Source organism: Lentzea sp. NPDC004789 (genome assembly GCF_053601075.1).
Genome location: NZ_JBSGBE010000017.1, coordinates 1 through 23,695, shown reverse-complemented (window position 1 = coordinate 23,695; position 23,695 = coordinate 1). Strand labels below are relative to the sequence as shown.

At 69.9% G+C, this 23,695-nt stretch carries 25 protein-coding genes and 2 riboswitches; of the genes, 12 read left to right on the top strand and 13 right to left on the bottom strand.

The window, feature by feature from the left end:
* The first annotated feature begins 104 nt into the window (after positions 1-104).
* Positions 105-1,304, top strand: a complete 1,200-nt coding sequence (gene nagA / locus ACWEIJ_RS32300; protein WP_449841025.1) for an N-acetylglucosamine-6-phosphate deacetylase — start codon at positions 105-107, stop codon at positions 1,302-1,304.
* 60 nt (positions 1,305-1,364) lie between these two features.
* Here the strand turns inward: nagA and ACWEIJ_RS32295 are convergent, their stop codons facing one another.
* From ACWEIJ_RS32295 to ACWEIJ_RS32275, 5 genes are read right to left on the bottom strand one after another with little or no spacing between them, the layout of a single operon-like run.
* Positions 1,365-2,408 (bottom strand): SIS domain-containing protein, encoded by a 1,044-nt coding sequence (locus ACWEIJ_RS32295; RefSeq protein WP_449841024.1) that lies wholly within the window; start codon positions 2,406-2,408, stop codon positions 1,365-1,367.
* A complete protein-coding gene (locus ACWEIJ_RS32290) occupies positions 2,405-3,823 on the bottom strand; it encodes a glycoside hydrolase family 3 protein (RefSeq protein ID WP_449841023.1) in 1,419 nt (472 codons plus the stop codon). Before ACWEIJ_RS32290 ends, ACWEIJ_RS32295 begins: the two co-directional genes overlap by 4 nt.
* A 3-nt stretch (positions 3,824-3,826) precedes the next feature.
* Positions 3,827-4,645, bottom strand: coding sequence for a carbohydrate ABC transporter permease (locus ACWEIJ_RS32285; protein ID WP_449841022.1), 819 nt, complete (start codon positions 4,643-4,645; stop codon positions 3,827-3,829).
* Complete coding sequence (locus ACWEIJ_RS32280; RefSeq protein WP_449841021.1) at positions 4,645-5,646, bottom strand: carbohydrate ABC transporter permease; 1,002 nt, start codon at positions 5,644-5,646, stop codon at positions 4,645-4,647. The genes ACWEIJ_RS32285 and ACWEIJ_RS32280 overlap by 1 nt, the downstream gene beginning before the upstream one ends.
* Positions 5,647-5,656: 10 nt before the next feature.
* The gene (locus ACWEIJ_RS32275; protein ID WP_449841020.1) at positions 5,657-6,931 is read right to left on the bottom strand and encodes a sugar ABC transporter substrate-binding protein; all 1,275 of its coding nucleotides are present in this window, start codon (positions 6,929-6,931) and stop codon (positions 5,657-5,659) included.
* Between the two features lie 223 nt (positions 6,932-7,154).
* On the opposite strand from ACWEIJ_RS32275, the gene ACWEIJ_RS32270 reads away from it, so the two are divergent.
* The 3 genes from ACWEIJ_RS32270 to ACWEIJ_RS32260 are packed head-to-tail and all read left to right on the top strand — an operon-like array spanning position 7,155 to position 10,131.
* Positions 7,155-7,910 (top strand): GntR family transcriptional regulator, encoded by a 756-nt coding sequence (locus tag ACWEIJ_RS32270; protein ID WP_030470948.1) that lies wholly within the window; start codon positions 7,155-7,157, stop codon positions 7,908-7,910.
* 59 nt (positions 7,911-7,969) lie between these two features.
* A complete protein-coding gene (locus ACWEIJ_RS32265) occupies positions 7,970-9,364 on the top strand; it encodes an MFS transporter (protein ID WP_449841197.1) in 1,395 nt (464 codons plus the stop codon).
* The gene (locus ACWEIJ_RS32260) at positions 9,361-10,131 is read left to right on the top strand and encodes a class I SAM-dependent methyltransferase (RefSeq protein WP_449841019.1); all 771 of its coding nucleotides are present in this window, start codon (positions 9,361-9,363) and stop codon (positions 10,129-10,131) included. Before ACWEIJ_RS32265 ends, ACWEIJ_RS32260 begins: the two co-directional genes overlap by 4 nt.
* A 201-nt stretch (positions 10,132-10,332) precedes the next feature.
* Here the strand turns inward: ACWEIJ_RS32260 and ACWEIJ_RS32255 are convergent, their stop codons facing one another.
* Both ACWEIJ_RS32255 and ACWEIJ_RS32250 read right to left on the bottom strand, forming a co-directional pair.
* Positions 10,333-11,247, bottom strand: coding sequence for a threonine ammonia-lyase (locus ACWEIJ_RS32255; protein ID WP_449841018.1), 915 nt, complete (start codon positions 11,245-11,247; stop codon positions 10,333-10,335).
* Entirely contained in the window at positions 11,244-12,176 is a 933-nt protein-coding gene (locus ACWEIJ_RS32250) for a threonine ammonia-lyase (protein ID WP_449841017.1), read from the bottom strand. The genes ACWEIJ_RS32255 and ACWEIJ_RS32250 overlap by 4 nt, the downstream gene beginning before the upstream one ends.
* 63 nt (positions 12,177-12,239) lie before the next feature.
* On the opposite strand from ACWEIJ_RS32250, the gene ACWEIJ_RS32245 reads away from it, so the two are divergent.
* Both ACWEIJ_RS32245 and ACWEIJ_RS32240 read left to right on the top strand, forming a co-directional pair.
* Positions 12,240-12,734, top strand: coding sequence for a hypothetical protein (locus tag ACWEIJ_RS32245; protein ID WP_449841016.1), 495 nt, complete (start codon positions 12,240-12,242; stop codon positions 12,732-12,734).
* A gap of 360 nt (positions 12,735-13,094) precedes the next feature.
* Positions 13,095-14,246, top strand: coding sequence for a S1 family peptidase (locus ACWEIJ_RS32240; RefSeq protein WP_449841015.1), 1,152 nt, complete (start codon positions 13,095-13,097; stop codon positions 14,244-14,246).
* Position 14,247: 1 nt separating this feature from the next.
* Here the strand turns inward: ACWEIJ_RS32240 and ACWEIJ_RS32235 are convergent, their stop codons facing one another.
* Both ACWEIJ_RS32235 and thiE read right to left on the bottom strand, forming a co-directional pair.
* Positions 14,248-15,009 carry a dioxygenase family protein gene (locus ACWEIJ_RS32235; RefSeq protein WP_449841014.1) on the bottom strand — a complete coding sequence of 254 codons (762 nt, stop codon included), beginning with the start codon at positions 15,007-15,009 and terminating at the stop codon, positions 14,248-14,250.
* A 31-nt stretch (positions 15,010-15,040) separates the two neighbouring features.
* Positions 15,041-15,682, bottom strand: coding sequence for a thiamine phosphate synthase (thiE, locus tag ACWEIJ_RS32230; RefSeq protein ID WP_449841013.1), 642 nt, complete (start codon positions 15,680-15,682; stop codon positions 15,041-15,043).
* 26 nt (positions 15,683-15,708) lie between these two features.
* Positions 15,709-15,820: riboswitch (TPP riboswitch) on the top strand.
* On the opposite strand from thiE, the gene ACWEIJ_RS32225 reads away from it, so the two are divergent.
* The 5 genes from ACWEIJ_RS32225 to ACWEIJ_RS32205 all read left to right on the top strand — a co-directional run bounded on the left by ACWEIJ_RS32225 (position 15,815) and on the right by ACWEIJ_RS32205 (position 18,628).
* Complete coding sequence (locus ACWEIJ_RS32225; RefSeq protein ID WP_449841012.1) at positions 15,815-16,771, top strand: FAD-dependent oxidoreductase; 957 nt, start codon at positions 15,815-15,817, stop codon at positions 16,769-16,771. (Overlaps the previous riboswitch by 6 nt.)
* A complete protein-coding gene (gene thiS, locus ACWEIJ_RS32220; RefSeq protein WP_355433562.1) occupies positions 16,768-16,968 on the top strand; it encodes a sulfur carrier protein ThiS in 201 nt (66 codons plus the stop codon). Before ACWEIJ_RS32225 ends, thiS begins: the two co-directional genes overlap by 4 nt.
* A 1-nt stretch (position 16,969) precedes the next feature.
* Positions 16,970-17,725 carry a thiazole synthase gene (gene thiG, locus ACWEIJ_RS32215; RefSeq protein ID WP_449841011.1) on the top strand — a complete coding sequence of 252 codons (756 nt, stop codon included), beginning with the start codon at positions 16,970-16,972 and terminating at the stop codon, positions 17,723-17,725.
* A 75-nt stretch (positions 17,726-17,800) separates the two neighbouring features.
* The gene (locus tag ACWEIJ_RS32210; RefSeq protein ID WP_237048146.1) at positions 17,801-18,244 is read left to right on the top strand and encodes a MarR family winged helix-turn-helix transcriptional regulator; all 444 of its coding nucleotides are present in this window, start codon (positions 17,801-17,803) and stop codon (positions 18,242-18,244) included.
* 3 nt (positions 18,245-18,247) lie between these two features.
* Entirely contained in the window at positions 18,248-18,628 is a 381-nt protein-coding gene (locus tag ACWEIJ_RS32205) for a VOC family protein (protein ID WP_449841010.1), read from the top strand.
* 4 nt (positions 18,629-18,632) lie between these two features.
* On the opposite strand, the gene thiD is transcribed toward ACWEIJ_RS32205, so the two are convergent.
* The 4 genes from thiD to ACWEIJ_RS32185 form a co-directional block, all read right to left on the bottom strand.
* On the bottom strand, positions 18,633-19,451 hold the full coding sequence (gene thiD / locus ACWEIJ_RS32200; protein ID WP_449841009.1) for a bifunctional hydroxymethylpyrimidine kinase/phosphomethylpyrimidine kinase: 819 nt from the start codon (positions 19,449-19,451) through the stop codon (positions 18,633-18,635).
* Positions 19,448-21,103 carry a phosphomethylpyrimidine synthase ThiC gene (thiC, locus tag ACWEIJ_RS32195; protein WP_449841008.1) on the bottom strand — a complete coding sequence of 552 codons (1,656 nt, stop codon included), beginning with the start codon at positions 21,101-21,103 and terminating at the stop codon, positions 19,448-19,450. The genes thiD and thiC overlap by 4 nt, the downstream gene beginning before the upstream one ends.
* Positions 21,093-21,217, bottom strand: a riboswitch (TPP riboswitch). Its footprint overlaps the gene before it by 11 nt.
* Positions 21,218-21,388: 171 nt before the next feature.
* Positions 21,389-21,781, bottom strand: coding sequence for a hypothetical protein (locus ACWEIJ_RS32190; protein ID WP_449841007.1), 393 nt, complete (start codon positions 21,779-21,781; stop codon positions 21,389-21,391).
* A 145-nt stretch (positions 21,782-21,926) separates the two neighbouring features.
* Positions 21,927-22,529 (bottom strand): LysE family translocator, encoded by a 603-nt coding sequence (locus ACWEIJ_RS32185; RefSeq protein WP_449841006.1) that lies wholly within the window; start codon positions 22,527-22,529, stop codon positions 21,927-21,929.
* Between the two features lie 89 nt (positions 22,530-22,618).
* Between ACWEIJ_RS32185 and ACWEIJ_RS32180 the strand changes: the two genes are divergently transcribed.
* Positions 22,619-23,554 (top strand): aldo/keto reductase, encoded by a 936-nt coding sequence (locus ACWEIJ_RS32180; protein ID WP_449841005.1) that lies wholly within the window; start codon positions 22,619-22,621, stop codon positions 23,552-23,554.
* The last annotated feature ends 141 nt before the right edge of the window (positions 23,555-23,695 follow it).

Sequence of the window (23,695 nt, the reverse complement as noted above, 5' to 3'; positions counted from 1 at the left end):
CGGCCGTGATTCACGGATTGGGATGTGAGATGGTTATCTACTAACGATACGTGACGCGAACCCCTGTTGTCGCCATAATGGTCTGGACCATTCAAGGAGGGATCTTGGACGCCGTTGTCGCAGCACCGCGCGCTTTGCTCGGTCGCACGATCGTCGGTCCTGCCTCGGTGCGGATCAGGGACGGCCGCATCGTCGAGGTGACCACCGGTGAAGCACCACCCGGCGCGGAGGTCCTCTCCGATGGACTGCTCACACCCGGTCTGGTCGACGTGCAGGTGAACGGCGCCGTCGGCGTCGACTTCGCCGAGGTGGACGCCGACGGGATGCGTTCCGTCGCCGAAGCCCTGCCGTCCACCGGGGTGACCCGGTTCCTGCCCACGTTGATCACCGCGCCGGTGGACGTGGTGCTGCGCCAGGCGCGGGCCGTGCTGGCGGCCTCGGCGGCCCTGCCGGACGGCGTGGGGGCGCGGCCGCTCGGCGTGCACCTCGAAGGCCCGTTCCTGTCGCCCAAACGGGCAGGGGTGCACGATCCGTCGTTCATGGTCGAGCCGGGGCCGGGCGAGATCTCGGCGCTGCTGGAGGACGACACGCTCCGGCGCGCGCTTCGGATGGTGACGCTGGCGCCTGAGCAGCCCGGTGGGCTGGAAGCGGTGCGGCGGCTGGTGGAGGCCGGGGTGCTGGTCGCCGTCGGGCACTCCGACGCGACCGGTGAGCAGACGCGGGCCGCCGCCGACGCGGGCGCGCGCATGGTCACACACCTGTTCAACGCCCAACGGCCGTTGGGACACCGCGAACCGGGCGTGCCGGGTGTGGCCCTTGTGGACGAACGTTTCACGCTCGGCCTGATCGCCGACCTCGCGCACGTGGGGCCGGACGTGTGCCGTCTGGTGTTCAACGCCGCCGGTGCACGGGTCGCGCTGGTCACCGATGCCGTTGCGGCCGCGGGGATGCCGCCCGGCCGCTACCAGCTCGGCGGGGCGGACGTGCTGCTCACCGAGGACGGCGTGCCCCGCTCGCCCGAGGGCACGATCGCCGGCTCGGCGCTGACGCTCGACCGCGCCGTGCGCAACATCGTGTCCGTGGGTGTTCCCGTGGCCGACGCGCTCGCCTCCGCCACGATCGTGCCCGCAGAGGCGATCGGCGAGTCTGGTCTCGGCCGTCTCGCACCAGGTGCCGTCGCGGACCTCGTGTGGTGGGACGACGACCTGCGCCCGAAGAAGGTCTGGGTCGACGGCCGGGTCGTCTTCGACGCCGAGCAGCCGCAGCAGCCGATTACAGCGAGTTACGCCACCGCTGGCCACTGACGCACGCGGGGACCTTTCGTACTCTCATGCAGTACGAAAGGTCCCCGCGTGGCGTCGAAGTTAGAGCGTTCGGGTGACCTTGTTCAGGCCGCGCGGGCTGTCCGGGTCGCCGCCGCGAGCCAGCGCCAGGCCGTAGGCGAGCCGTTGCACCGGGAGGATCTCCAGGACGGGGGCCACTTCCTCCGCCGTCTCCGGGATCGGGATCGACAGGGTCGCCCCCACCTTCCCCGACGCCGAACCGACCGCGACGACGTCCGCACCGCGCTGGTGCACGACGTCGAGCGCGTCGCGCAGCGAGTCGCCGCCCTTGCCCAGCGACGTGATCGCCAGCACAGCGGTCTCCCCGTCCACGGCCGCGACGGGGCCGTGCAGCAGGTCCGCGCCGCTGTACGCCCGTGCCGCCAGGTAGGACGTCTCGGCGAGCTTCAGGGACGCTTCCAGGGCCGTGGCGTAGGAGTAGCCGCGGCCCGTGGTGAGAACGCGGTCCACGAACCGATAGCGGCGCACGGCCTCTTCGACCGTCGGCGCGCTGGCGTCCAGCGTCACCTGCGCCAGTTCGCCCAGAGACGCCGCCGCCTCCCCGTTGCCGCCGCGCACTGCGTCGATCAGCAGGTACAACGCCAGCAGCGTCGCCGAGTAGGTCTTGGTGGCCGCGACCGCGTGCTCCACGCCCGCGCCGACGTCCACCGAGAGCTCTGCGGCCGCGTCCAGCGGCGAGGAGGCGGTGTTGGTCACGGCCACGGTCAGCGCGCCGCGCCTGCGGTAGGAGGCGGTGACCTCCAGCAGGTCGGGGGAGCCGCCCGACTGGGAGACCGTGATCAGCAGGACGTCCCGGAGGTCGGGCTCGGCGCCGTACAACGTCGTGGTCGAGGCGGAGACCAGGCCTGCCGGGAGCTGGAGCAGGATCTCGGTCAGGTACTTCGCGTAGATCGCGGCGTGGTCGCTGGAGCCGCGGGCGGCGAAGAGCACGAAGCGCGGGGCCCGCTCGCGGATCACGGCCGCCACTTCGGCGATCGCGGCGCGCGATGCGTGCAGCGAGGAGAAGATCGACGGCTGCGCGGCGATCTCCGCGGCCATGTGCTGGCCCGGCTGGGGCGTGGTCATGTGGTGCCTTTCAGGATCAGCTCGGCCGCGGCCCGGAGGCTCACCCGAGAACCGCCGTGGGTGTCGATGCGGGCGACGCTGCCCAGGTCCGGACCCGGCACGCCGGTTTCCACGTGCACCACGTCCAGGCCCAGATTAGTTAAGTTTGTTACCAGTTGTCGAGCGCCGGTGTGGCGGTGGGCGTCTCGGGTCACAACCACAATCGTCCGGTCGCCTGCGGCTTTCGCAACTTCGTCCGCGTCGATGTCGCGAGCCGCGATCACCTCGGTGCCGGGGAGCACCTCGCGCAGGTACGGGCCGAGGCCCCACGGGACGTCGCCGACCGCGATCGACGGGTCGACGACCAGGTCGACGACGACCGGGTCGGTGCCGACGTCGACCCTGCCACGCACCTCGACCGCGCGTCGAGCGGCTGTGAGACCGATCTCGGCGTCGTGTGCGTCCACTGTGGACGGCGGCAGGCCGAGGGCCAGCGAGCGCGCCGCGGCCTGGGCGAGGCGTTCCTCGGAGAGCTCGCCGGACTTCACGGCGGCGACGATCGAGTCGATCAGCCACTGCAGGTCGTTGTCGTCCAGCGCGATGCCGCCGAGGCACAGCGCGTCGACCCCGGCGGCCAGCGCGCGGACCGCGCCGTGGGCCAGGTCTCCACCTACAGCCTTCATGTCCAGGCCGTCGGTGATCACCGCACCCGTGAAGCCGAGGTCGGTGCGCAGCAGGTCGATCGCGTGCTTGTTCAACGTTACCGGCGCGCTGCCCCACTCGGGCACGACGAGGTGGCCGGTCATGATCGAGCGGACGCCCGCGTTGACGGCCGCCCGGAACGGCACGAGCTCGACCGCGCGCAGTTGCTCCTCGGTGCGCGGCAGCACCGGCAGCTGCTCGTGCGAGTCCTCTGTGGACGCTCCGTGGCCGGGGAAGTGCTTGGCGCACGCGGCAACGCCCACGGCCTGCAGGCCCTCGACCCACGCGGCGACGTGCCGGGCGGCCAGCACCGGATCCGAGCCGAACGCGCGGACGCCGATGATCGGGTCGTCCAGGGTCAGCACGAGGTCGGCGGACGGCGCGAGGTTCAACGAGATCCCGCACTTGGCCAGCCGCGCGCCGATCGACGCGGCGACGGACCTGGTGAGGTCGAGGTCGTTCGCCGCGCCCAGGGCGTGGTTGCCCGGCACCTCGGAGCCGCGGCCCGCGTCCAGCCGCGTGACGTCGCCGCCCTCCTCGTCGATGCCGATCACCACGTCCGGGCGCACCGAACGCAGTTCACCGCACAGCGCGGTCACCTGTTCGTCGGAGACGACGTTGCGCCCGAAGAGCACCACGCCGCCCAGACCGTCGGCGACCCGCCGCAGCAACCAGTCGGGGGCGGTCGTTCCGTGAAATCCGGGCAGCAGAACGGCAGCGGCCAACTGATCCACGTGTCATCCCTTCACGGCACCGGCGGTGACACCGGCGACCATCTTGCGCTGCACGATCAGGAAGAAGACCAGGGCCGGCACGGTGAAGAGCACCGAGGCGGCCATCGCGCCGCCCCAGTCGGTGCCGAACGCGGTCTGGAAACCGGACAGCCACACCGGGAGCGTTTCCCTGTCCTGGCTGCGGATCAGCACCTTGGCGAACAGGAACTCGTTCCACGCCGTGATGAACGCGAACACCGAGGTGGCCACGAGACCCGGCCCCAGCAACGGCAGCGTCACCTTCTGGAACGCGCCCCAGCGGCCGCACCCGTCGACCATGGCGGCTTCTTCGAGCTCGATCGGGATGCCGTTCACGAAGCCGCGCAACGTCCACGCGCAGAACGGCAGCGTCACCGCGAAGTACACGAGCACCAGCGACGTCAGGTGTTCGTAGAGCTGAAGATCCCGCATCATCAGGAACATCGGGATCAGCAACGCCTCGAACGGCGCCATCTGCGCGACGAGCATCAGCAGCACGAAGCCCTTGCGGCCGCGGAAGCGGAAGCGCGACATGGCCACCGCCGCGGTGATGCCGACGATGATCGAGGCGAGCACCGCGGACAGCGTCACCATGAGGCTGTTGCCCAGGGCGGACAGGAATCCCGGCTTCGTCCACGCCGTGACGAAGTTCGAGAACGTCACGGACAACGGCACGAGGTCGTAGTCCGACGTGATCGCCGAACCCTTGGGCTTCAACGCGGACGTGATCATCCAGTACGTCGGGAAGAGGAAGAACAACGCGAGAGCGACACCCGCGAGGTTCGCCGCGGACTTCTTGAGCATCAGATCTTCCCCTCCTCGGTCTGCAGCAACCGGCGCAGGTACTGGAACGTGATCAGGCCGAGGATGATCATCATCAGCACGCTGACCGCGGCCGCCACCCCGAAGTGGCTCTTCGCGATGCCCTCCAGGTACTGCAGCACGGCGAGCGTCGTGCTCTCGCCGCTCGGGCCGCCCTCCTTGAACACCCAGATCTGGGCGAAGACCTTGAAGTCCCACAGCGTCGACAGGAACGTCACCATCATCAGCAGCGACTTGATCTCCGGCCAGGTGACCGCGCGGAACGTCTGCAGGCCAGAAGCGCCGTCGATGCCCGCAGCCTCGTAGAGGTCGCGCGGGATGCCGACGAGCCCGGCGTAGAGGGAGAACGCCAGGAACGGGATCGCCTGCCACACGATGAGCAGGCCGACGACCGACAGCGTCGAGGTGCCGGAGCCGAACCAGGAGTGGCCGCTGAACTGCGTGAAACCGAGCCGCACCAGCGTTTTGTTCAGAATTCCGTAGTTCTGGTCGAACATCCAGATGTAGACGGTGGCGGACGCGAGGATCGGCATCGCCCACGCGCACAGCATCGTGACCTGGAGCAGGATCCGCACCCACGGTGTGAGCGTCCGCATCAGCAACGCGATCAGCAGGCCCGCACCCACCGAGACGCCGACGACGGCGACGGTGAAAACGACCGTGCGCAACGTGACGGTCCAGAACCGCTCGTCCTGCAGCACCGTCACGTAGTTGTCGATGCCGGTCCACACGATCTCGCCGCGGACCAGTTCACCGAGGTTGAGCCGGCGGAAGCTCGTCACGAGGACCGAGACGACCGGGAACCCGATCAGCCAGAGGATCGCGATGAGCGCCGGAGCCAGCAGCAGGTAGGGCAGCGCCCGGTCGAAGGCGCCGCCCCGGCGACGACGCTTGCGCGCGTCACCCGTCACGGCAGGCGGCAGCGCCGGCGGGGTGGTGCCCCCGGCCGGCGCTGCCGTTTCGGTCGTCTTGACGGCCGTCATCTCGGCTGGGCTAACCCATGGCCTTGGTGACGGCGTCGCTCGCGTCCTTCGTCGCCTGGTCCAGCGGCTTGGCGCCGGAGAGGTACGCGGTCAGCGCGTCCTTCAGCGGGTTCTGGCCCGCCTCGACGGCCGCCCACTTCGGCGTGGTCGGGGTGACCTTGCCGTTGGGAGCGGAGGCGGCGAGCGCCTTGCCGACGGCGTTGGACTCGAGCTTCGAGGTGTCCTTCGAGGTGCCGGGCACCGCGCCGCCCTCGGCGAGCATGTCCTGGTACTTCTTCGACGACAGCAGCGCCAGGTACTTCTTGGCGGCGTCCGCGTTCTTGCTGGCGGCCGGGATGGCGAGGTTCGAGCCACCGAGGAACACCGGCGCGGTCGAGCCGGCCTTCTTCGACGGGATCGGGAACGCGCTGGTCTTGTCCTTCAGCTCCGGCTTGGCCTTGACCGCACCGGCGAGCTCCCACGGCAGACCGATCATCATGCCGACGTTGCCCGTGCCGAAGACCTCCATCTGCTGGGGCTTCGCCTCGTCGATGTCAGCTGGGGCCTTCTTGGTGGCCGACGCGTCGTAGAGCGCCTTGTAGGCCTCGAAGCCCGCCTTGGACTGCGGCGTGTCGAGCGTGCCGGTCCACTTGCCGCCGTCCTGCTTGGCGACGTCGCCGCCCTCGTCCCACAGCAGCGAGAGCAGGAAGTACCAGGACTGACCGGGCAGGTACAGGGCCTGGAAGTCCGGGTTGGACGCGTTCGCGGCCTTGAGCTTGTTGATCGCGTCGATCCACTCGGCACGCGACGTCGGCGGCTTCGCGATGCCCGCGGCCTCGAACAGGTCGGTGCGGTAGATGACGGTGCGGTTCGCCGCGTAGAACGGCACGCCGTACTGCTTGCCGTTCAGCGTCAGCGAGTCCTTCAGGCCGCCCAGCCACTCGCCGCCGTTGAACTTGCTCGCGTCCGCGGTGAGGTCCATCAGCGTGCCCTGGTCGGCGAAGCTCGCCGTCTGGGTGTTGCCGAGCTCGATGACGTCGGGCGGCGTGCTGCTGGCCAGCGCGGTGGTCAGCTTCTCCTGGATGCCGGTCCACTTCTGGACCTCGTACTTGACCTTGATGCCGTTCGCGCTCTCGAACTCCTTGTTCAGAGCGTCGGTCAGGGTCGTCGGCGCGGAGCCGTCCATGAGCCACACGGTGATCTCTTTGGTCTCCGTGCCGCTACCGCTGTTCGTGCTCGTGCCACATCCCGACACGGCCACTGCCAGTGCGGCGGCACCGGCAGCGAGTCCTCTCCAGCCCTTCACAGTCGCGCCCTTTCAGCAAGCCCGGCCCCTCGGCCGGAACGCCCAAGTGGTGTAGACCAATGCGGAACAGCGTGTGCTGCGTCACCGCGTCTGTCAAGCGCGTTGCCAAAGCGTTGCGGAGTCGTCCGATCAATTTCGTGTCGATTGGCGGGGGTTCGAACGCACGAAACGACACGGACAAGGCATCCTTGTGGTGCGTGACATGGAGTGCGAGGAGGAGGCCATGCTGGAGACGACGCCTGCATCAGGCGTGGACGCCAGGACGCGTGCGCAGCGCGAGCCGAAGTACTGGGGTCTCAAGCGGCACCTGCTCGACCTGTTGAGGGCGCTGCCGCCCGGTTCGCCGATCCCCACGGAACGGTCGCTGGCCGCGGAGTTCGACGTCTCCAGGACGACCGTTCGCCAGGCCCTTGCCGAGCTGACGGTCGAAGGGCGACTGCTCCGCGTGCAGGGCAAGGGCACCTTCGCGGCCGAACCCAAGGTCGCCCAGAGGTTGCAGCTGTCTTCGTACACAGAGGACATGCGCGCCCAGGGCCGCGTGCCGTCGTCCAAGCTGATCGAGGCCTCCGAGATGCCCGCGGAGGCAGAGCTCGCGCGGCTGCTCGGCGTGCGCCCCGGTGCCAAGGTGCTGCGCCTGCACCGCCTGCGCCTCGCCGACAACGAGCCGATGGCGATCGAGACCACGCACCTGGCTCTGGGCCGGTTCCGCGGGCTGCGCCGCTACCTGGCGCCCGGTGCCTCGCTCTACCAGGTGCTGTCCGAGCGCTTCGGCGTCGAGATGGGGCACGCCGAGGAGACGATCGAGACCGCGCTGGCCTCGCCCGAGGAGGCTGAGCTGCTCGGCGCCGACATCGGCCTGCCGATGCTGCTGCTGTCCCGGCACTCGTTCGACACCGAGGGCAACCCGATCGAATGGGTGCGCTCGGTGTACCGCGGTGACCGGTACAAGTTCGTCGCCACGCTCAACCGGCCGTCTTGATCGCCTGGGGCACGCCGCGCGCCCGCGCGGTGCTGGCCACGACGATCCTCGGCTCGGGCATGGCGATGCTCGACGGGACGATCGTCAACGTGGCGCTGCCCCGGATCGGCGCGGAGTTCACCGCGTCGGTCACCGATCTGCAGTGGATCCTGAACGGCTACCTGCTCGCCCTCGCGTCGCTCATCCTGATCGCCGGGTCGCTGGGGGACCGGTTCGGCCGGCGTCGCGTGTACGTGATCGGCGTCGTGTGGTTCGGCGTGACCTCGCTGCTGTGCGGTGCCGCTTGGTCGGTGCCCGTGCTCGTGGCTGCGCGCGTGCTGCAGGGCGTGGGTGCGGCGTTGCTGACGCCCGGTGCGCTGGCGATCCTGCAGTCGTCGTTCAACCGGGAGGACCGGTCGCGGGCGATCGGCGCGTGGTCCGGGCTGTCCGGGGTCGCCACCGCCATCGGGCCGTTGGTCGGTGGGCTGCTGGTGCAGGCGTGGTCGTGGCGGCTCGCGTTCCTGGTGAACCTGCCGGTCGCCGCCGTCTGCGTGTGGCTGGCGCTGCGGTCGGTGCCGGAGTCCCGTGACGAGTCCGCCGGGCACCCCAACTACCTGTCGGCGCTGGTGGGAGCGGTGGGTCTCGCCCTGTTGACAGGTGGAATTGTTGAACAATCCTACGTTGTGACAATCCTCGGATTGATCGCCATGGTGGCGTTCGGCGTGCTGCAGAAGCGGTCCGCCGACCCGCTGGTCCCCGTAGAATTGTTCAACAATCGAACATTCCTGCTTTCCAACGTTCTGACATTCCTCGTCTACGCGGCACTCGGCGGCGTGATGGTGCTGCTGGTGCTGCAGCTGCAGATCTCGCTCGGCTACTCGCCGACGGCGTCCGGCCTGGCCAGCGTGCCGATCACGATCATCATGCTGCTGGCGTCGTCGACCTCGGGCAAGATCGCGCAACGCCACGGCCCGCGCTGGCAGCTCGTGGCGGGCCCGATCGTGATCGGCCTCGGCATGCTGCTGCTCCGCAACGCCGCACCCGGCTCGACCTACCTGACCGGCGTGCTGCCCGGCGTGCTCGTGTTCGGCCTGGGCCTGGCCGCCGTCGTGGCCCCGGTGACCGCGACCGTGCTCGCCTCCGCGCCCGACCACCACGCGGGCGTCGCGTCGGGCGTGAACAACGCCGTGGCCCGCACCGGCAGCCTGCTGGCCATGGCCGTGCTGCCGGCCGCCGTCGGCCTGACGGGCGAGGACTACCGGAACCCGGCGGTCATGACGTCGGGCTGGCAGATGGCACTGGTGCTGTGCGCGGTGGCGGCGATCGCGGGCGGCCTGCTCGCGCTGGGCGTCGACAACCGAGTGCTGGCCACGGAACACGAGCAGCCGGACAACCCGCACCCCGGCGACTGCCTGCACTGCGGCGTGGAAGGACCGCCCACGCACGTCCGCTCGGTCGGTCAACCGAGCCGGTGACCGGTTTCGCGGCGGGCGAGGCGCAGTGGCGGGCGAACTCGGGCACGCTGCGGCAGGTCGTCCGCCAGGAACTGGTGTCGCGGCAGCTGACGACTCATCTGCCGCCGCCTCCGTCGCGCGTTCTGGACGTGGGATGCGGGCAGGGCACGCAGCTGCTCCGGCTGGCGCGGGCCGGACACCACGTGACCGGCGTGGACTCCTCACCGACGCTGCTGGCGGAGCTCGGCGAAGCCCTGAGCGGCCAGCCCGACGAAGTCCGGGAGCGGGTGCGGACGGTCCAGGACGACGTCGCGAACCTGGCCTCGCTGTTCGGCGCCGAGAGCTTCGACGTGGTGCTGTGCCACGGCGTGCTGATGTACTTCGCCGACCCCGACCCGTTGCTGGACGACCTGGCGAGGCTGGTCGCACCGGGTGGCGTGCTGTCGTTGCTGGTCCGCAACGGCGACGCGCTGGCGATGCGGCCGGGCCTGCTCGGCGACTGGGACACGACGCTCAAGGCCTTCGGCACCTCGTCCTACGACAACCGAATCGGCGTGACGGCGCGCGCCGACCGCCTCGACGACCTGACCGCCTCGCTGGCCGACCGCGAGCTGACGGTGCGCGCCTGGTACGGCGTGCGGGTGTTCACCGACACCGCGGCGACCGATGCCGCGGTACCCGGCGAGCCCGCGCTGACGGCGTTGCTGGACTGCGAGGAACGGGCCGGCGCCACCGATCCCTACCGCCGGGTCGCGGCGCTCACGCACGTGATCGGCCAGAGGGCCTGAGGGTGCGGGGAGCCGCGCCGGATCGATGGTGCCGCCGGAGACAGCCGCCGCTCCGCTGGGCCCGGAGGCCAGCCGTGTGCCGCGCCGGGCGCGGCGCTGGCGCACGTGACCAGTCGGGCTTGAGAGCACGGGAAGCAGCACCGGATCGATGGTGCCGCCGGAGGCAGCCGCCGCGCCGGGTCGCGGCGCTCACGCACGTGATCAGTCAGAGGGCGCGAGAGCGCGCGAAAGCAGCGCCGGATCGACGTTGCCGCCGGACACGACGGCGACCCCGCGCCCGAACTTGGCCTGCGCCGCCACCGCCACGGCCCCGCTCGGTTCGGCCACCAGGCGCGCCCGCCGGGCCAGGTCGGCCACCGCGGCCAGGATCTCGTCCTCCGACACCGTGATCACGTCGTCCACGAGCTTGCTGATGTGCTCCCACGTCAGCTCCGACGGCTCGTCCCTCAACGCGTCGGCGGCCGTCCGAGCGCGCGCCACCGGGTCCCAGCGGACCAGCTCGCCGGCCTTCAGCGAATCCGCGATGTCCGCGGCCAGCGCAGGTTCCGCGCCGATCACCCGCACGTCCGGCCGCAACGCCTTGACCGCCGTCGCCACGCCGGAGATCAGCCCACCACCGGACATCGGCACCACGACGGCGTCCAGGCCGGGCAGGTCGGCGCAGATCTCCAGGCCGATCGTGCCCTGCCCGGCGATCACGTCCGGGTGGTCGAACGGCGGGATGAGCGCCGCACCGCGTTCGGCGACCAGTGCCTCGGCCCGTTCGACGCGTTCGGTGATGCCGACGATGAAGACCTCGGCTCCGAGTGCGCGCGTGGCCGCGATCTTCACCTCCGGGGTGTTGGACGGCATCACGATCGCCGCCGGAACGCCGTGCAGGCGGGCCGCGAACGCGACGGCCTGGGCGTGGTTGCCGCTGGAGTAGGCGACCACGCCGTTCGCGCGGTTCTCCAGGCGTGCCAACGCGTTCAGCGCTCCGCGGAGCTTGAAGGCGCCGATCGGTTGCAGCGACTCCGGCTTGAGCCAGCGGGACGGGCCGAACGGCAGCAGCGGTGTGCGCACCACGTGCGGTGCGATCACCGTTGCCGCGGCGCGGATGTCGTCGAGCGAGATCATCCGGTGACCAGGGAGGCGAACAGCGCGGGCTCGATGTTGCCGCCCGACACGACGGCGACGGCCGGACCGGCGGGCAGGGGCCGGTTCAGGTACGCCGCCACGGGGACCGCGCCGCTCGGTTCCGACACGACCCGCGTTCGGCGGGCGATCTCCCGCACCGCGGCACGGATTTCGTCCTCGGTCACGGTGACGATGTCGTCGACGTGCTCGCGGATGTGCGCGAACGTCAGCTCGGACGGCTCGGCGCGCAGGCCGTCGGCGATGGTGCGGGCGCGGTCGTGCGCGTCCCAGTGGACCTGCGTGCCCGCGGCGAACGAGGCGGCGGCGTCGCCGGCCAGCTCGGGTTCGACGCCGATCACGCGGACGTTGGGGCGCAAGGACTTCACGGCCGCCGCGACGCCGGAGATCAGGCCGCCGCCGCTCACCGGCACCAGGATCGTGGCCACGTCGGGCAGGTCCGCGCAGATCTCCAGGCCGATCGTGCCCTGGCCGGCGATCACGTCCGGGTGGTCGAACGGCGGGATCAGCGTGGCACCGCGCTCCTCGACCAGTTCGGCGGCGCGCGACTCGCGTTCGGTGATGCCGACCACGAACACCTCGGCGCCGTGCGCGCGCGTCGCGTCGATTTTCAGCTGCGGTGTGTTGTCCGGTACGACGATCGCCGCCGGCATGCCCAGAAGCTTGGCGGCGTAGGCGACTGCTTGCGCGTGGTTACCGCTCGAGTACGCCACGACACCACGGCTGCGCGCCTCGGAAGGTATGCGGGACAAGGCGTTCACCGCACCGCGTTGCTTGAAGGCGCCGATGGGCTGCAGGCACTCCGGCTTGATCAGCAGTCCGGAGTCGAACGGCAGCAACGGAGTGCGGACGACATGCGGTGCGATCGCGGCAGCCGCCGCGTGGATGTCATCGAGAGTCACCAGGCGCATGTGTTGATGATGCACGTCACCGGCGCACAACCGGTGAACTGTGCCCGACGTCCCACAGATGTCATGGCTGAGAAGGAGAAGATCACCCCCGTCAAGCTCGTCGCGAGTGTGCTCGCCGCCGTCACCGCGGCCGTGCTGAGCCTTCGCCTCAACGTCGTCGGCACCATCATCGGCGCGGTTCTCGCGAGTGTGGTGACCACAGTGGGCGGCGTGCTCTATCAACGGTCGATGGAACGCGAAAAGCGTTGGCAGGTCATCGCGGTGGGCGGGCTGCTCGTCTTCGTGGTGACCGTCCTCACCGCCACGAGCGTCCAACTGGTCACCGGCACACCGACATCCGCGGACACCGGGCCGACGACCACGAAACCGACCGTCCACACCGAGATCCACACCGAGACGACGAAGACCGAAACGATCACCGTGACGGCCCCTCCGAGCACCTCCGGTCAGTCGCCCGCCGAAAGCACCACGACGACCGGACCGACCACCACGTCGACAGGATCCCGACAGCCGACCGACAGCTCGGCACCGCCGTCAACTGTCGACCCCATTCGGTGATCAGGTCACTACTTTGAGCGATAGTTAACTGTCAATTGCTACGCACCGCAGTTGATCTGTCGTGAGCTGTGACACACTTCGTCCACGGTCGAGGTTGGGCGTAACAGGTAACAGGCCCATAACGTCACTCGAACGGGCGAAGGAATCGGTCCGAAAGAGACCGAGAGGAGGGCGCAATGAGGCTCGTGGCGGGACCACTTGAGCGCGGCGCCCTCGCACAGAACGAGAGAACTGGGGATTGGAGAGGGGTGGGGCGACCCCTGCCGCCGCCCCACCACCCGTCCCCCTAGAGCCCCCGAGAGAGGTCCCTGCAACCGATCTCTCGGGTTCCCCTGCACCCGAAAGTGAGGGAGACGTCTGATGAACCGCACGAGTGCGGCCCGTGTAACCGGTGCCGTTCTGCTCGCCACCGGAGTCGTGACTGCTCTCAGCGTACCGGCGTTTGGCGCCCCTGCCGCACCAGTCGCCCCAACCGGTTCCGACACGGAGAGCTACCCGGCCGAATTGCTCCAAGCGGTCCAGCGTGATTTGGGCCTGAACGCTGACCAGGCACGCGTCCGGTTGGCTTCTGACCAGACCTCGAGCGAAATCGCCGAACGCGCGAAGGCCTCCCTGGGCGACGCGTTCGGCGGAGCGTGGATCGACCGGGCGAGCGGCAAGCTGACCGTCGCGGTGACCAAGTCGGGACTCTCCGTGAGCGGCGCCGACGTCCAGGTCGTCAAGAACTCGCTCACCCAGCTCAACGGCACCAAGTCGGTGCTCGACCTCATGAGCGCCCCTCAGTCGGTCACCAGCTGGCGCGTGGACGAGAAGTCCAACAGCGTCGTGGTCGAGGTCAACAAGAACACCCGTGACGCGGCGACGGACCAATGGCTCGCCACCGCGAAGTCCATCAGCGGTGCCGTCCAGGTCGCCGAGGTGACCGAGAGCCCGACGCCGCTGTACGACCTGCGCGGCGGTGACGCGATCTACATGGGCGGCGGGCGCTGCTCGCTCGGCTTCTCCGTCCAGGGCGGCTTCGTGACCGCCGGCCACTGCGGCACCACGGGCACGGCCGTCTCCGGCTACAACCGCGTCGCGGCCGGCACGTTCGCCGGCTCGGTCTTCCCCGGCAACGACTACTCGTGGGTGCGCACCAACGCGAACTGGACCCCGCGGCCGTGGGTCAACCGCTACAACGGCACCAACGTGATCGTGAAGGGCTCCTCCGAGGCGGCGGTGGGCGCGCAGATCTGCCGTTCCGGCTCGACCACCGGCTGGCACTGCGGCAGCGTCCAGGCCAAGAACCAGACCGTGAACTACGCCCAGGGCACGGTGCGCGGCCTCACCCGCACCAACGTCTGCGCGGAGCCCGGTGACTCCGGCGGTTCGTGGGTGGCGGGCTCCGGCTTCGGCCAGGCCCAGGGCGTCACGTCCGGCGGTTCCGGCAACTGCACCTCCGGCGGCACCACGTACTTCCAGCCGGTCAACCCGATCCTGTCGCGCTTCGGCCTGCGCCTCGTGACCGGATGACCTAGCTGAACTGCACGGATCGTTTCGAGAGCCCGTACCAGAAGCCTTCAACGCTGGTACGGGCTTTCTCGTCGCTCGCCGCGCCGAGCGCCACGAACAGCGGAGCGAAGTGCTCGGTCCGCGGGTGCGCGATGCCCGCCGCGGGCGCCTTCTGCTGGAAGTCCAGCAACGCGTCCACGTCACCGGCGGCCAGCTGCTGGTGCGCCCAGTCGTCGAACTCCTTCGACCACGACGGCGGCTCGTAGGCGGGGTCCTGGTCGAGGCGCACGCAGCTGAGGTTGTGCGTCATGAACCCGCTGCCGACGATCAGGACGTTCTTGTCCCGCAACGGCGCCAGCTTCCGCCCGATCGCGTGCAGCTCCCGCGGGTCGAGCGTGGGCAGCGACATCTGCAGCACCGGGACGTCGGCCTCGGGGAACATCTCCTTCAACGGCACGTAGGCGCCGTGGTCGAGCCCGCGCTCGGCGTCCTGCTGGACGTGCCCGCCGAGGAGCTTGCGCACGTCGGCGGCGAGCTCGGGCGCTCCCGGAGCCTCGTACGTGACCTCGTAGTACCGCTGCGGGAAGCCCCAGAAGTCGTAGACCAGCGGCACGGTCGTGGTCGCGCCGATGGTCGTCGGCGCCTCCTCCCAGTGCGCGGAGACCATGAGCACGGCCTCCGGGCGCGGGAGGGTGGCGGACCAGTCCTTGAGCTCTCTGGTCCACGTCTCGTCGTCAGCCAGCGGGGGTGCCCCGTGGCTCAGGTACAGAACTGGTGCGCTCACGTCTTCAAGCGTACGCCAGCTTGTTCAAATTTCAACTACAAAGTTCAGATTTGAACAACTCGGCGGCCTTGCGCGGGTCCTCGGCCTCTGTGATGGCCCGCACGACGACCACCCGCGTGGCTCCCGCGGCCTTCACCTCGTGGAGGTTCTGCAGGTCGATGCCGCCGATCGCGAACCACGGCCGCCGCACGCCCTTGGTGGCGCGCACGAGGTCGAGGCCCGGTGCGGGACGTCCCGGCTTGGTCGGCGTCGGCCAGCACGGGCCGGTGCAGAAGTAGTCCACGCCGTGCTGGGTCGCCGCGGCCCGCATCTGGTCGGTGTCGTGCGTGGAGCGGCCGATCACCGGGTGCTCGCCGATGAGGTGGCGCGCGCACGAGACCGGCAGGTCGTCCTGGCCGAGGTGCAGCACGTCGGCCTGCACCGCGTACGCGATGTCCGCGCGGTCGTTGACGGCGAGGAGCTTGCCGTGGGTGTCGCAGGCCTCGGCGAGGATCTCCAGTGCCGCGATCTCCTGCTTCGCCTCCAGTGACTTGTCCCGCAGCTGGATGATGTCGACGCCGCCCGCGAGGGCCGCGTCCGCGAACTCGGCCAGATCGGGCCGGTTCGGCGTGCAGAGGTAGAGCGTCGCGTCGGCGAGTCGTTGCCTGATCAGGTTTCCGTCGAGTCCTGGCACGCTCGCACGGTAACCGTTATGTTGGTGTCGGTCCGCACGGGAGCCTGGAGAACACCGGGCTGAGAGGGAGCGTGGTTCGCTCCGACCGTCGAACCTGATCCGGGTCATGCCGGCGCAGGGAGCGTGAATGCCTTGAGCAGTGTGCAAGTGGCCGTCCGGGGTGGCGGCGTCATCGGCCTGTCCGTCGCACTGGCGTGCGCACGCGCCGGGTACTCGGTCTCCGTGTTCGACCACGGTTCGCCGCATGCCGGGTCGAGGGTCGCGGGCGGCATGCTCGCGCCGTTGACGGAGGCCTGGCCCGGCGAGGAAGCCGTGGTGGCGCAGGGTGTCGAGGCGCTGGCGATGTGGCCCTCCTTCGCCGAGTCGATCGGTGTCCCGTTGTTCACCGCCGGGACGCTCGCGGTCGGCACCCAGCCCGGTGACCTCGCCGACCTGCGGCACGCGGGGGAGTTGCTGACCTCGCGGGAGATCCGCGCTCTCGAACCGTCGCTGGGACCCGCGGTGCGCGGTGGTGTCTTCGCCGCCGGTGACCTCGCCGTCGACAACCGCGAGCTGCTTTCCGCGCTGTGGAAGGCATGCGTGGAGGCCGGAGTGCGGTCCGATGTGGACGGGCAGGTCGAGGTGATCGCGGCCGGGGCGTGGAGCGGCCGGCTGCACCCGGCGCTCGCGGACGTGATCCGCCCGGTCAAGGGCGAGATCCTGCGGCTGACCCACCGGCCTGGCGCGTTGCCGCCGCCTCGGCACACCATCCGCGCCCTCGTCTCCGGGCGTCCGGTGTACCTGGTGCCGCGGGCCGACGGTCTGGTCGTCGGTGCGACGCAGTACGAGGCCGGGTTCGACACCGACGTGTCGGTCGCCGGCGTGAGGGACCTGTTGCGGGACGCGGAAACCGTGCTGCCGGGCATCGCCGAGTACGCGCTCACCGAGGCCGCGGTCGGGTTCCGCGCGGGCAGCCCGGACAACGTCCCGGTCGTGCGCTGGCTGGAGCCCGGCGTCATCGCCGCGACCGGCCACCACCGCAACGGCCTTCTGCTGGCCCCGTACACCGCACGCCTCGTGGTGGCTCTGCTTCAGGGAGGAAGTTCGTGAAAGCACAGGTCAACGGCACTTCTCGGGACCTGGTCGACGGCACGTCCGTCGCCGCGGTGGTGTCGCTGGTGGGGGCACCCGAGAAGGGGGTGGCCGTGGCACTGGACGGTGCCGTGGTGCCCAGGGCGTTGTGGGACTCCACGATCGTGCCGGACGGCGGCGTGGTCGAGGTGCTGACCGCGGTCCAGGGAGGCTGACGTGGACGATCCGCTGATCATCGCGGGCCGGGAGTTCCGGTCCAGGCTCATCACCGGCACCGGCGGTGCCGCGAACCTCTCCGTGCTGGAGCGGGCCCTGGTGGCCTCCGGCACCGAGCTGACCACCGTGGCCATGCGCCGGGTCGACGCCGCCGGCCAGACCGGTGTGCTGGAGTTGTTGCGGCGCCTGGGAATCGAGGTGCTGCCCAACACCGCGGGCTGCCGCACGTCCGCCGAGGCCGTGCTCACCGCGCAGCTCGCGCGCGAGGCGTTGGAAACAAACTGGGTGAAGCTCGAAGTGGTTTACGACGAGCAGACCCTGCTGCCCGACCCGGTCGAGCTGCTGGACGCGGCCGAGCGGTTGGTGCGGGACGGCTTCGTGGTCCTGCCCTACACCAACGACGATCCGGTGCTGGCGTTGAAGCTGCAGGACATCGGCTGCGCGACGGTGATGCCTCTCGGTTCGCCGATCGGCACGGGTCTGGGCATCCGCAACCCGCACAACATCGAGCTGATCACCTCGCGCGCCACCGTTCCGGTCGTGCTCGACGCGGGCATCGGCACCGCGTCGGACGCCGCACTGGCGATGGAACTCGGCTGCTCAGCGGTGCTCCTGGCGACGGCCGTCACGCGCGCCCAGGACCCGGAACGCATGGGCGCCGCCATGCGTTGTGCGGTCGAGGGCGGACGTCTTGCGCGAATCGCGGGACGAATTCCGCAGCGCTTTTGGGCCCAAGCGTCTTCGCCGGGTCTCTGAGTCGCTACCTTGGGTACTCACGTGTTGGGGGATGATTGACCATTACCTGATTTCCGCCGAGGAGGACGACAAGCCGTGACGGCCCCCATTGACGCCGAGGTCGAGGACGCGACCGCGCGCCTGTACCTGGCGATCGGCCGACTGGCCCGGTTGCTGCGACGCACCGGTTCCCCCGGACTCGGCCCCGGTGCCGTCTCCGCGCTCGCCACGCTGGCCAGGTGCGGCCCCATGCGCCTGGGCGACCTGGCGACCAAGGAGGGCGTGGCGCCGCCGACGTTGTCCCGCATCGTCGCCGCGCTGGTCGAGGCCGGGTACGTGAAGCGAGAGCCCGACCCGCAGGACGGCCGCGCCTGGCTCGCCACCCCCACACCCGAGGGCGAGACGATGGTGTCCGGCGTGCGGTCCGCGCGGGTGCGCGAGCTGCAGCGCCGGATCGAACAGCTCACCCCCGAACACGTGTCGGCTCTGGTCAACGCGCTGGACGCGTTGGAGACGCTCGTCGGCGAGGAGTCGAAGTAGCGCATGAGGTCGCGGACCACCGGCATGTGGTGGGGAACGACGATCGAGGCGCCCGACCCCGGTGGCCTGGCGAGGTTCTACGCCGAGCTCCTCGGCTGGCACGTCGGGCACGAGGAGGCGGACACCGCGATCGTCGCCGCCTCCCCGGACGGTCCGTTCTTCGTGTTCCAGCGCGCGGACGGCTATCGGGCGCCGGTCTGGCCGCCGGTCGACGGGCGGCAGCGGCCGATGATGCACCTCGACTTCCAGGTCGGTGACCTGGAATCGGCGGTCGCCGAGGCGGTGTCCCTGGGCGCGACGGTGGCGGAGTTCCAGCCACAGCCCCACGTCCGGGTGCTGTTCGACCCCGCAGGGCACCCCTTCTGCCTGTGCCTGGACGACTAGCCCGCTACTCGCCGAGCCGCCACAGCGGTGAGACCGGACCGACCCCCGCACCCAGTGGATAGGCCGCGGCAACGGACTTCACGATGAAGTCCTTGCCGAACCGCACCGCTTCCGGCACGGTCGCGCCCTTGGCCAGCGCGGAGCTGATCGAGGACGCGAGCGTGTCACCGCTGCCGTGCGTGTGCTTGACGTCGTAGCGCGGTCCGGGCAGCTCGATGAACTCACGGCCGTCGTACAGCAGGTCGAGGCACTCCGGGTCGTCCCACATGTGGCCGCCCTTCACCAGCACCCACTGCGGTCCCATGGCGTGCAACGCCTCTGCGGCCACCCGCTGGTCCGCGCGGTCCTTCACCTCGATGCCGGTGATCAGCCGCACCTCGTCGAGGTTCGGCGTCACCAGCGTGGCGCGCGGGAAGAGCAGGCCCCGCAACCCCTCCAGCGCCGAGTCGGCCAGCAGCTGGTCGCCGTGCATCGACGCCGACACGGGGTCGACGACGAACGGGGTCTTGCCGGAGCGGCCGATGCCGACGCGGTCCAGTGCCGGGGTGATGGCCTCGATGATCGCCGCCGACGCCAGCATGCCGGTCTTGGCGGCCTGCAGCCCGATGTCCTCGGCCACCGAGATGATCTGCGCCGCAACGGTTTCCGCGGGGATCTCGGCGACACCCGTGACTCCCAGCGAGTTCTGCACCGTCACGGCGGTCAGCGCGACGCAGCCGTGCACTCCGCACGCGAAGAGCGTGCGGAGGTCGGCCTGGATGCCCGCACCACCGCCGGAATCGCTTCCGGCGATGGTGAGCACCCTCGGTGGGGTCGTGGTCACGAAGTCTCCACGACCGGGAGGTAGACCTTGTTGCCCGTGCCGGCGAACTCGTCGGACTTCTCCGCCATGCCCGCCTCAATGGCCTCCACTGTGGACAGTCCGCGTTCCTCGGCGTAGCGCCGCACGTCCTGCGTGATCTTCATGGAGCAGAACTTCGGCCCGCACATCGAGCAGAAGTGCGCCGTCTTCGCCGGTTCCGCCGGGAGCGTCTCGTCGTGGAACGAACGCGCGGTGTCCGGGTCGAGCGACAGGTTGAACTGGTCCTCCCAGCGGAACTCGAAGCGCGCCTTCGACAGCGCGTCGTCCCAGTCCTGGGCACCGGGGTGACCCTTGGCGAGGTCGGCGGAGTGCGCCGCGATCTTGTACGTGATCACGCCGGTCTTCACGTCGTCCCGGTTGGGCAGGCCGAGGTGCTCCTTCGGCGTGACGTAGCAGAGCATCGCGGTGCCGAGCCAGCCGATCTGCGCCGCGCCGATCGCGGAGGTGATGTGGTCGTACGCCGGCGCGATGTCCGTGGCCAGCGGGCCGAGCGTGTAGAACGGCGCCTCGCCGCACCACTCCTCTTCCAGCCGGACGTTCTCGGCGATCTTGTGCATCGGCACGTGGCCGGGGCCCTCGATCATGACCTGGACATCCTTGGCGCGGGCGATGTGCGTGAGCTCGCCCAGGGTCCGCAGCTCCGCGAACTGCGCTTCGTCGTTGGCGTCCGCGATGGAACCCGGCCGCAGCCCGTCACCCAGCGAGAACGTCACGTCGTAGGTGCGCAGGATGTCGCAGAGCTCCTCGAAGTGGGTGTAGAGGAAGCTCTCCTTGTGGTGCGCGAGGCACCACGCGGCCATGATCGACCCACCGCGCGAGACGATGCCGGTGACGCGCTTGGCCGTCAGCGGCACGTACCGCAGCAGCACGCCCGCGTGCACGGTCATGTAGTCGACGCCCTGCTCGCACTGCTCGATCACGGTGTCGCGGTAGACCTCCCACGACAGCGCCGCCGGGTCGCCGTTGACCTTCTCCAGCGCCTGGTAGATCGGCACCGTGCCGACGGGCACGGGCGAGTTGCGCAGGATCCACTCGCGCGTCTCGTGAATCCGCTTGCCGGTGGACAGGTCCATGATCGTGTCGGCACCCCAGCGGGTCGCCCACACCATCTTCTCGACCTCGTCCTCGATCGACGACGACACGGCGGAGTTGCCGATGTTGGCGTTGATCTTCACGAGGAACTTCTTGCCGATGATCATCGGTTCGGCCTCGGGGTGCTTGCGGTTCAACGGAATCACCGCACGCCCGATGGCCACCTCCTCGCGCACGAGCTCCGCGTCGAGGTTCTCCCGCGCCGCGATGAAGCGCATCTCCGGGGTGATGATCCCGGCCTTCGCGTACGCGAGCTGACTGACAGCTCCGTTGATCGGTTCCCGTGCGGCGAGCCACCCCGACCTGAGGTCGGGAAGTCCACTGTGGACGTCGATGGTCGCGTTGTCGTCGGTATACGGACCGGAAGTGTCGTAGAGATCGACATGCTCGCCGTTGGTCAGCTCCACCCTGCGGTAGGGCACGCGGATGTCCGGGGACACCTCGCGGTACACCTTGCGCGAGCCCGAGATCGGGCCGGTGGTCACACTGGGCTTGACCGAACGGTCGTCAAGTGCCGTCACGACATTCCTCCCTACGCCGGCATTACCCGGTCAGGTTCAGGCGGTCGGTGACACCGGCAGCACTGCCAGTCACCCTCTCAGCCCGCTCAGGCGCGAGCTCCCGCGTTGTGTTGAGTTGTCGAGACCCGACCATAGTCAGCGCGCGCCGCAGCTGCCAAGGCTGCCCTTTACCCCTAATCTCTTCCCCGTGGCTGATCACCAGCCGTTCCCGCCCGGCGCGCGTCGCGGTCAGCGTCCCGCCGTGGTCTCGGCATGCCCTTCCTGCGGAGAACTCGCAGGTCGCGGCTACCCCGACTGCGGTTTCTGCGCCGAGCTGCTCGACCAGTTCTGGCTGGCGGACTGGGAGGCCCTGCGGACGTCGTCGCAGCTCGCCGACCGGGAACTGGCCGAGCTGGTGGTCTCCTCCGACGTCGGCGAGTACCCGTGGACCTGCGTGGACTGGGCGATGACGCTGCTGGCGTGCTCCCGCTGCGGTGCCGAACTGGGCACCGGGCCGGTCGAGTGCGTGCGGTGCGCCGTCACGGAGGAACGCCGGTGGAACTGGGACCACTCGGCGCACCCGTACACGATGAGCGCGAACGAGCACCTTTTACGAGTCGCCCGCGCGGCCCTGCGCGCACCCCACCGGCGCCGGCCCGCGGTGGTGCAGGCCTGGCAGCTGGTGCTGCCGTTCCTCATCGCCGGTGAGGTGATCGAGTTCGGCCGTCTCGACCGAATTCGCGCGCACGTGCTGGCCGGTGGCTACGCGTCCATGGCCGCCTGTCACACCCTCGGTGAGCTGGCCGGACTGCCCGAGCTGTTCTGGCGCCGGGGCAACCCGATCTCAACGCGGGTCGAGTACCAGCCGGATTCCGAGCGCCAGCAGCACGCCGCCCGACAGCTTCTCGAGCGCCGGGCGAACCCGCGGGCGGCTCAGCCAGCCGCGGATGGTGTGCAGGATCGACACGATGATCAGGTACCAGACGGTGTCGATCAGGACCCACCCGATGGCGAGGAAGAGCAGAACCCCCTGGCCGGCCTCCCCGGCAGGCACGAACTGCGGTAGGAACGAGATCGCGAACACGCCGAGCTTCGGGTTGGCCAGGTTCACGATCAGCCCGCTGCGGAACGCGTGGCTCGCGGGCGGCGGCGCTTTTTCCGTCTTGGTCTTGCTGAGCAGCGCCTTCACGCCCAGGTAGATCAGGAAGACCGCGCCGGCGATCCGCAGCCCGTGGTAGGCGATCTCGGACGCCGTGAGCAGCACGCTCAGGCCCAGCGCGGCGGCGACGGCCCAGCACGCGACGCCGACCTCCATGCCGAACACCGTCGCCAGCGCGGCTTTTCGCCCGTGCACCGACTGTCGCAGGACCATGGCCGTACCGGGTCCTGGCGACAGTGCGATGAGGAACGAGGCCGCGACGAAGGCGACGATGTTTTCCAGTGGCATGCGTTGATGGTCGCTGACGCGAGCAATTTCTTTTTTCCTGGAAGCGGCTGGTTGACCTGGAGCGCGCTCCAGGTTGTTCGCTGGTGCCCATGACGGATCTGGGCAAGATGGGTTTCGGCACGTGGGCCATGGGCGGCCCGTTCTCCGGCCCCGACGGCGCGCCCGTCGGGTGGGGACCGGCGGACGACGGCCAGTCGGTGAAGGCCCTGCAGCGGGCGTTCGAGCTGGGCGTGACGCTGTTCGACACGGCGGACGTCTACGGCTGCGGGCACGCGGAGACGCTGGTGGGGCAAGCGTTTGCGTCCGTGCGTGACGAGGTGGTCATCGCGACCAAGTGGGGCTGCGGGTTCGACGCGGCCACCCGCCGGATGACCGGGAACGAGGGATCGGTCGAGTACCTGCGCCGCGCCGTCGAGGGGTCGTTGCGGCGACTGGGCACCGACCGGATCGACCTGTACCAGCTGCACATCGGCGACCTCGGGTTCGAGGAGGCGGCGTTGCTGCGCGACGAGTGCGAGGCGCTGGTCGCGGCCGGGAAGATCCGCTCGTACGGCTGGAGCACGGACGACGTCGAGCGGGCGCGGTTCTTCTGCGAGGGCGAGCACGGGATCGCGGCGCAGGCCGACATCAACCTGCTGTTCGACCACCCCGAGATGTACGCGGGCGACTTCACGGTGCTGTGCCGCCGTCCGCTCGCGATGGGGTTGCTCGCGCGGGAGACGTTCGACGTGCTGCCCGCGGACGACGTGCGCGTCACGAACCCGTCCTGGCTGCGGTTCTTCGTCGACGGGAAGCCGTCGCCGGAGTACTTCGAGGCCCGTGAGGCGGTCCGCGACGTGCTGACCTCAGGCGGCCGGACGCTGGTGCAGGGCGCGCTGGCGTGGTTCTGGGCGCGTTCTCCCCGGCTCGTTCCGATCCCGGGCGTCCGGACGGTGGAGCAGGTCGAGGAGAACGCGGGCGCGCTGGCGTTCGGGCCGCTGTCGGCCGACGAGCTGGCGCAGGTCGAGTCCGTGCTGCGCGGTTAGTCCTCGTCCTCGAAGTTCGCGGGGTCGGCCGGGTCCCACGAGAGGCCCGGCCGACCCCACTCGTTGTCGCGGAGCCACCCCGGGGGCCCCAGACAGTGGCCGGCGAACCGGCGGAGCCGGGGACGATAGCCCGGCCGGTGG

Bases quoted from the DNA above. Each gene is read 5' to 3' on its own strand.
- ACWEIJ_RS32295 (WP_449841024.1), bottom strand. From the start codon at position 2,408: ATGACCACGCCCCAGCCGGGCCAGCACATGGCCGCGGAGATCGCCGCG.
- ACWEIJ_RS32285 (WP_449841022.1), bottom strand. From the start codon at position 4,645: ATGCTCAAGAAGTCCGCGGCGAACCTCGCGGGTGTCGCTCTCGCGTTG.
- ACWEIJ_RS32280 (WP_449841021.1), bottom strand. From the start codon at position 5,646: ATGACGGCCGTCAAGACGACCGAAACGGCAGCGCCGGCCGGGGGCACC.
- ACWEIJ_RS32270 (WP_030470948.1), top strand. From the start codon at position 7,155: ATGCTGGAGACGACGCCTGCATCAGGCGTGGACGCCAGGACGCGTGCG.
- ACWEIJ_RS32265 (WP_449841197.1), top strand. From the start codon at position 7,970: ATGGCGATGCTCGACGGGACGATCGTCAACGTGGCGCTGCCCCGGATC.
- ACWEIJ_RS32255 (WP_449841018.1), bottom strand. From the start codon at position 11,247: ATGATCTCGCTCGACGACATCCGCGCCGCGGCAACGGTGATCGCACCG.
- ACWEIJ_RS32250 (WP_449841017.1), bottom strand. From the start codon at position 12,176: ATGCGCCTGGTGACTCTCGATGACATCCACGCGGCGGCTGCCGCGATC.
- ACWEIJ_RS32245 (WP_449841016.1), top strand. From the start codon at position 12,240: ATGGCTGAGAAGGAGAAGATCACCCCCGTCAAGCTCGTCGCGAGTGTG.
- ACWEIJ_RS32240 (WP_449841015.1), top strand. From the start codon at position 13,095: ATGAACCGCACGAGTGCGGCCCGTGTAACCGGTGCCGTTCTGCTCGCC.
- ACWEIJ_RS32205 (WP_449841010.1), top strand. From the start codon at position 18,248: ATGAGGTCGCGGACCACCGGCATGTGGTGGGGAACGACGATCGAGGCG.
- ACWEIJ_RS32190 (WP_449841007.1), bottom strand. From the start codon at position 21,781: ATGAGGAACGGCAGCACCAGCTGCCAGGCCTGCACCACCGCGGGCCGG.
- ACWEIJ_RS32185 (WP_449841006.1), bottom strand. From the start codon at position 22,529: ATGCCACTGGAAAACATCGTCGCCTTCGTCGCGGCCTCGTTCCTCATC.
- ACWEIJ_RS32180 (WP_449841005.1), top strand. From the start codon at position 22,619: ATGACGGATCTGGGCAAGATGGGTTTCGGCACGTGGGCCATGGGCGGC.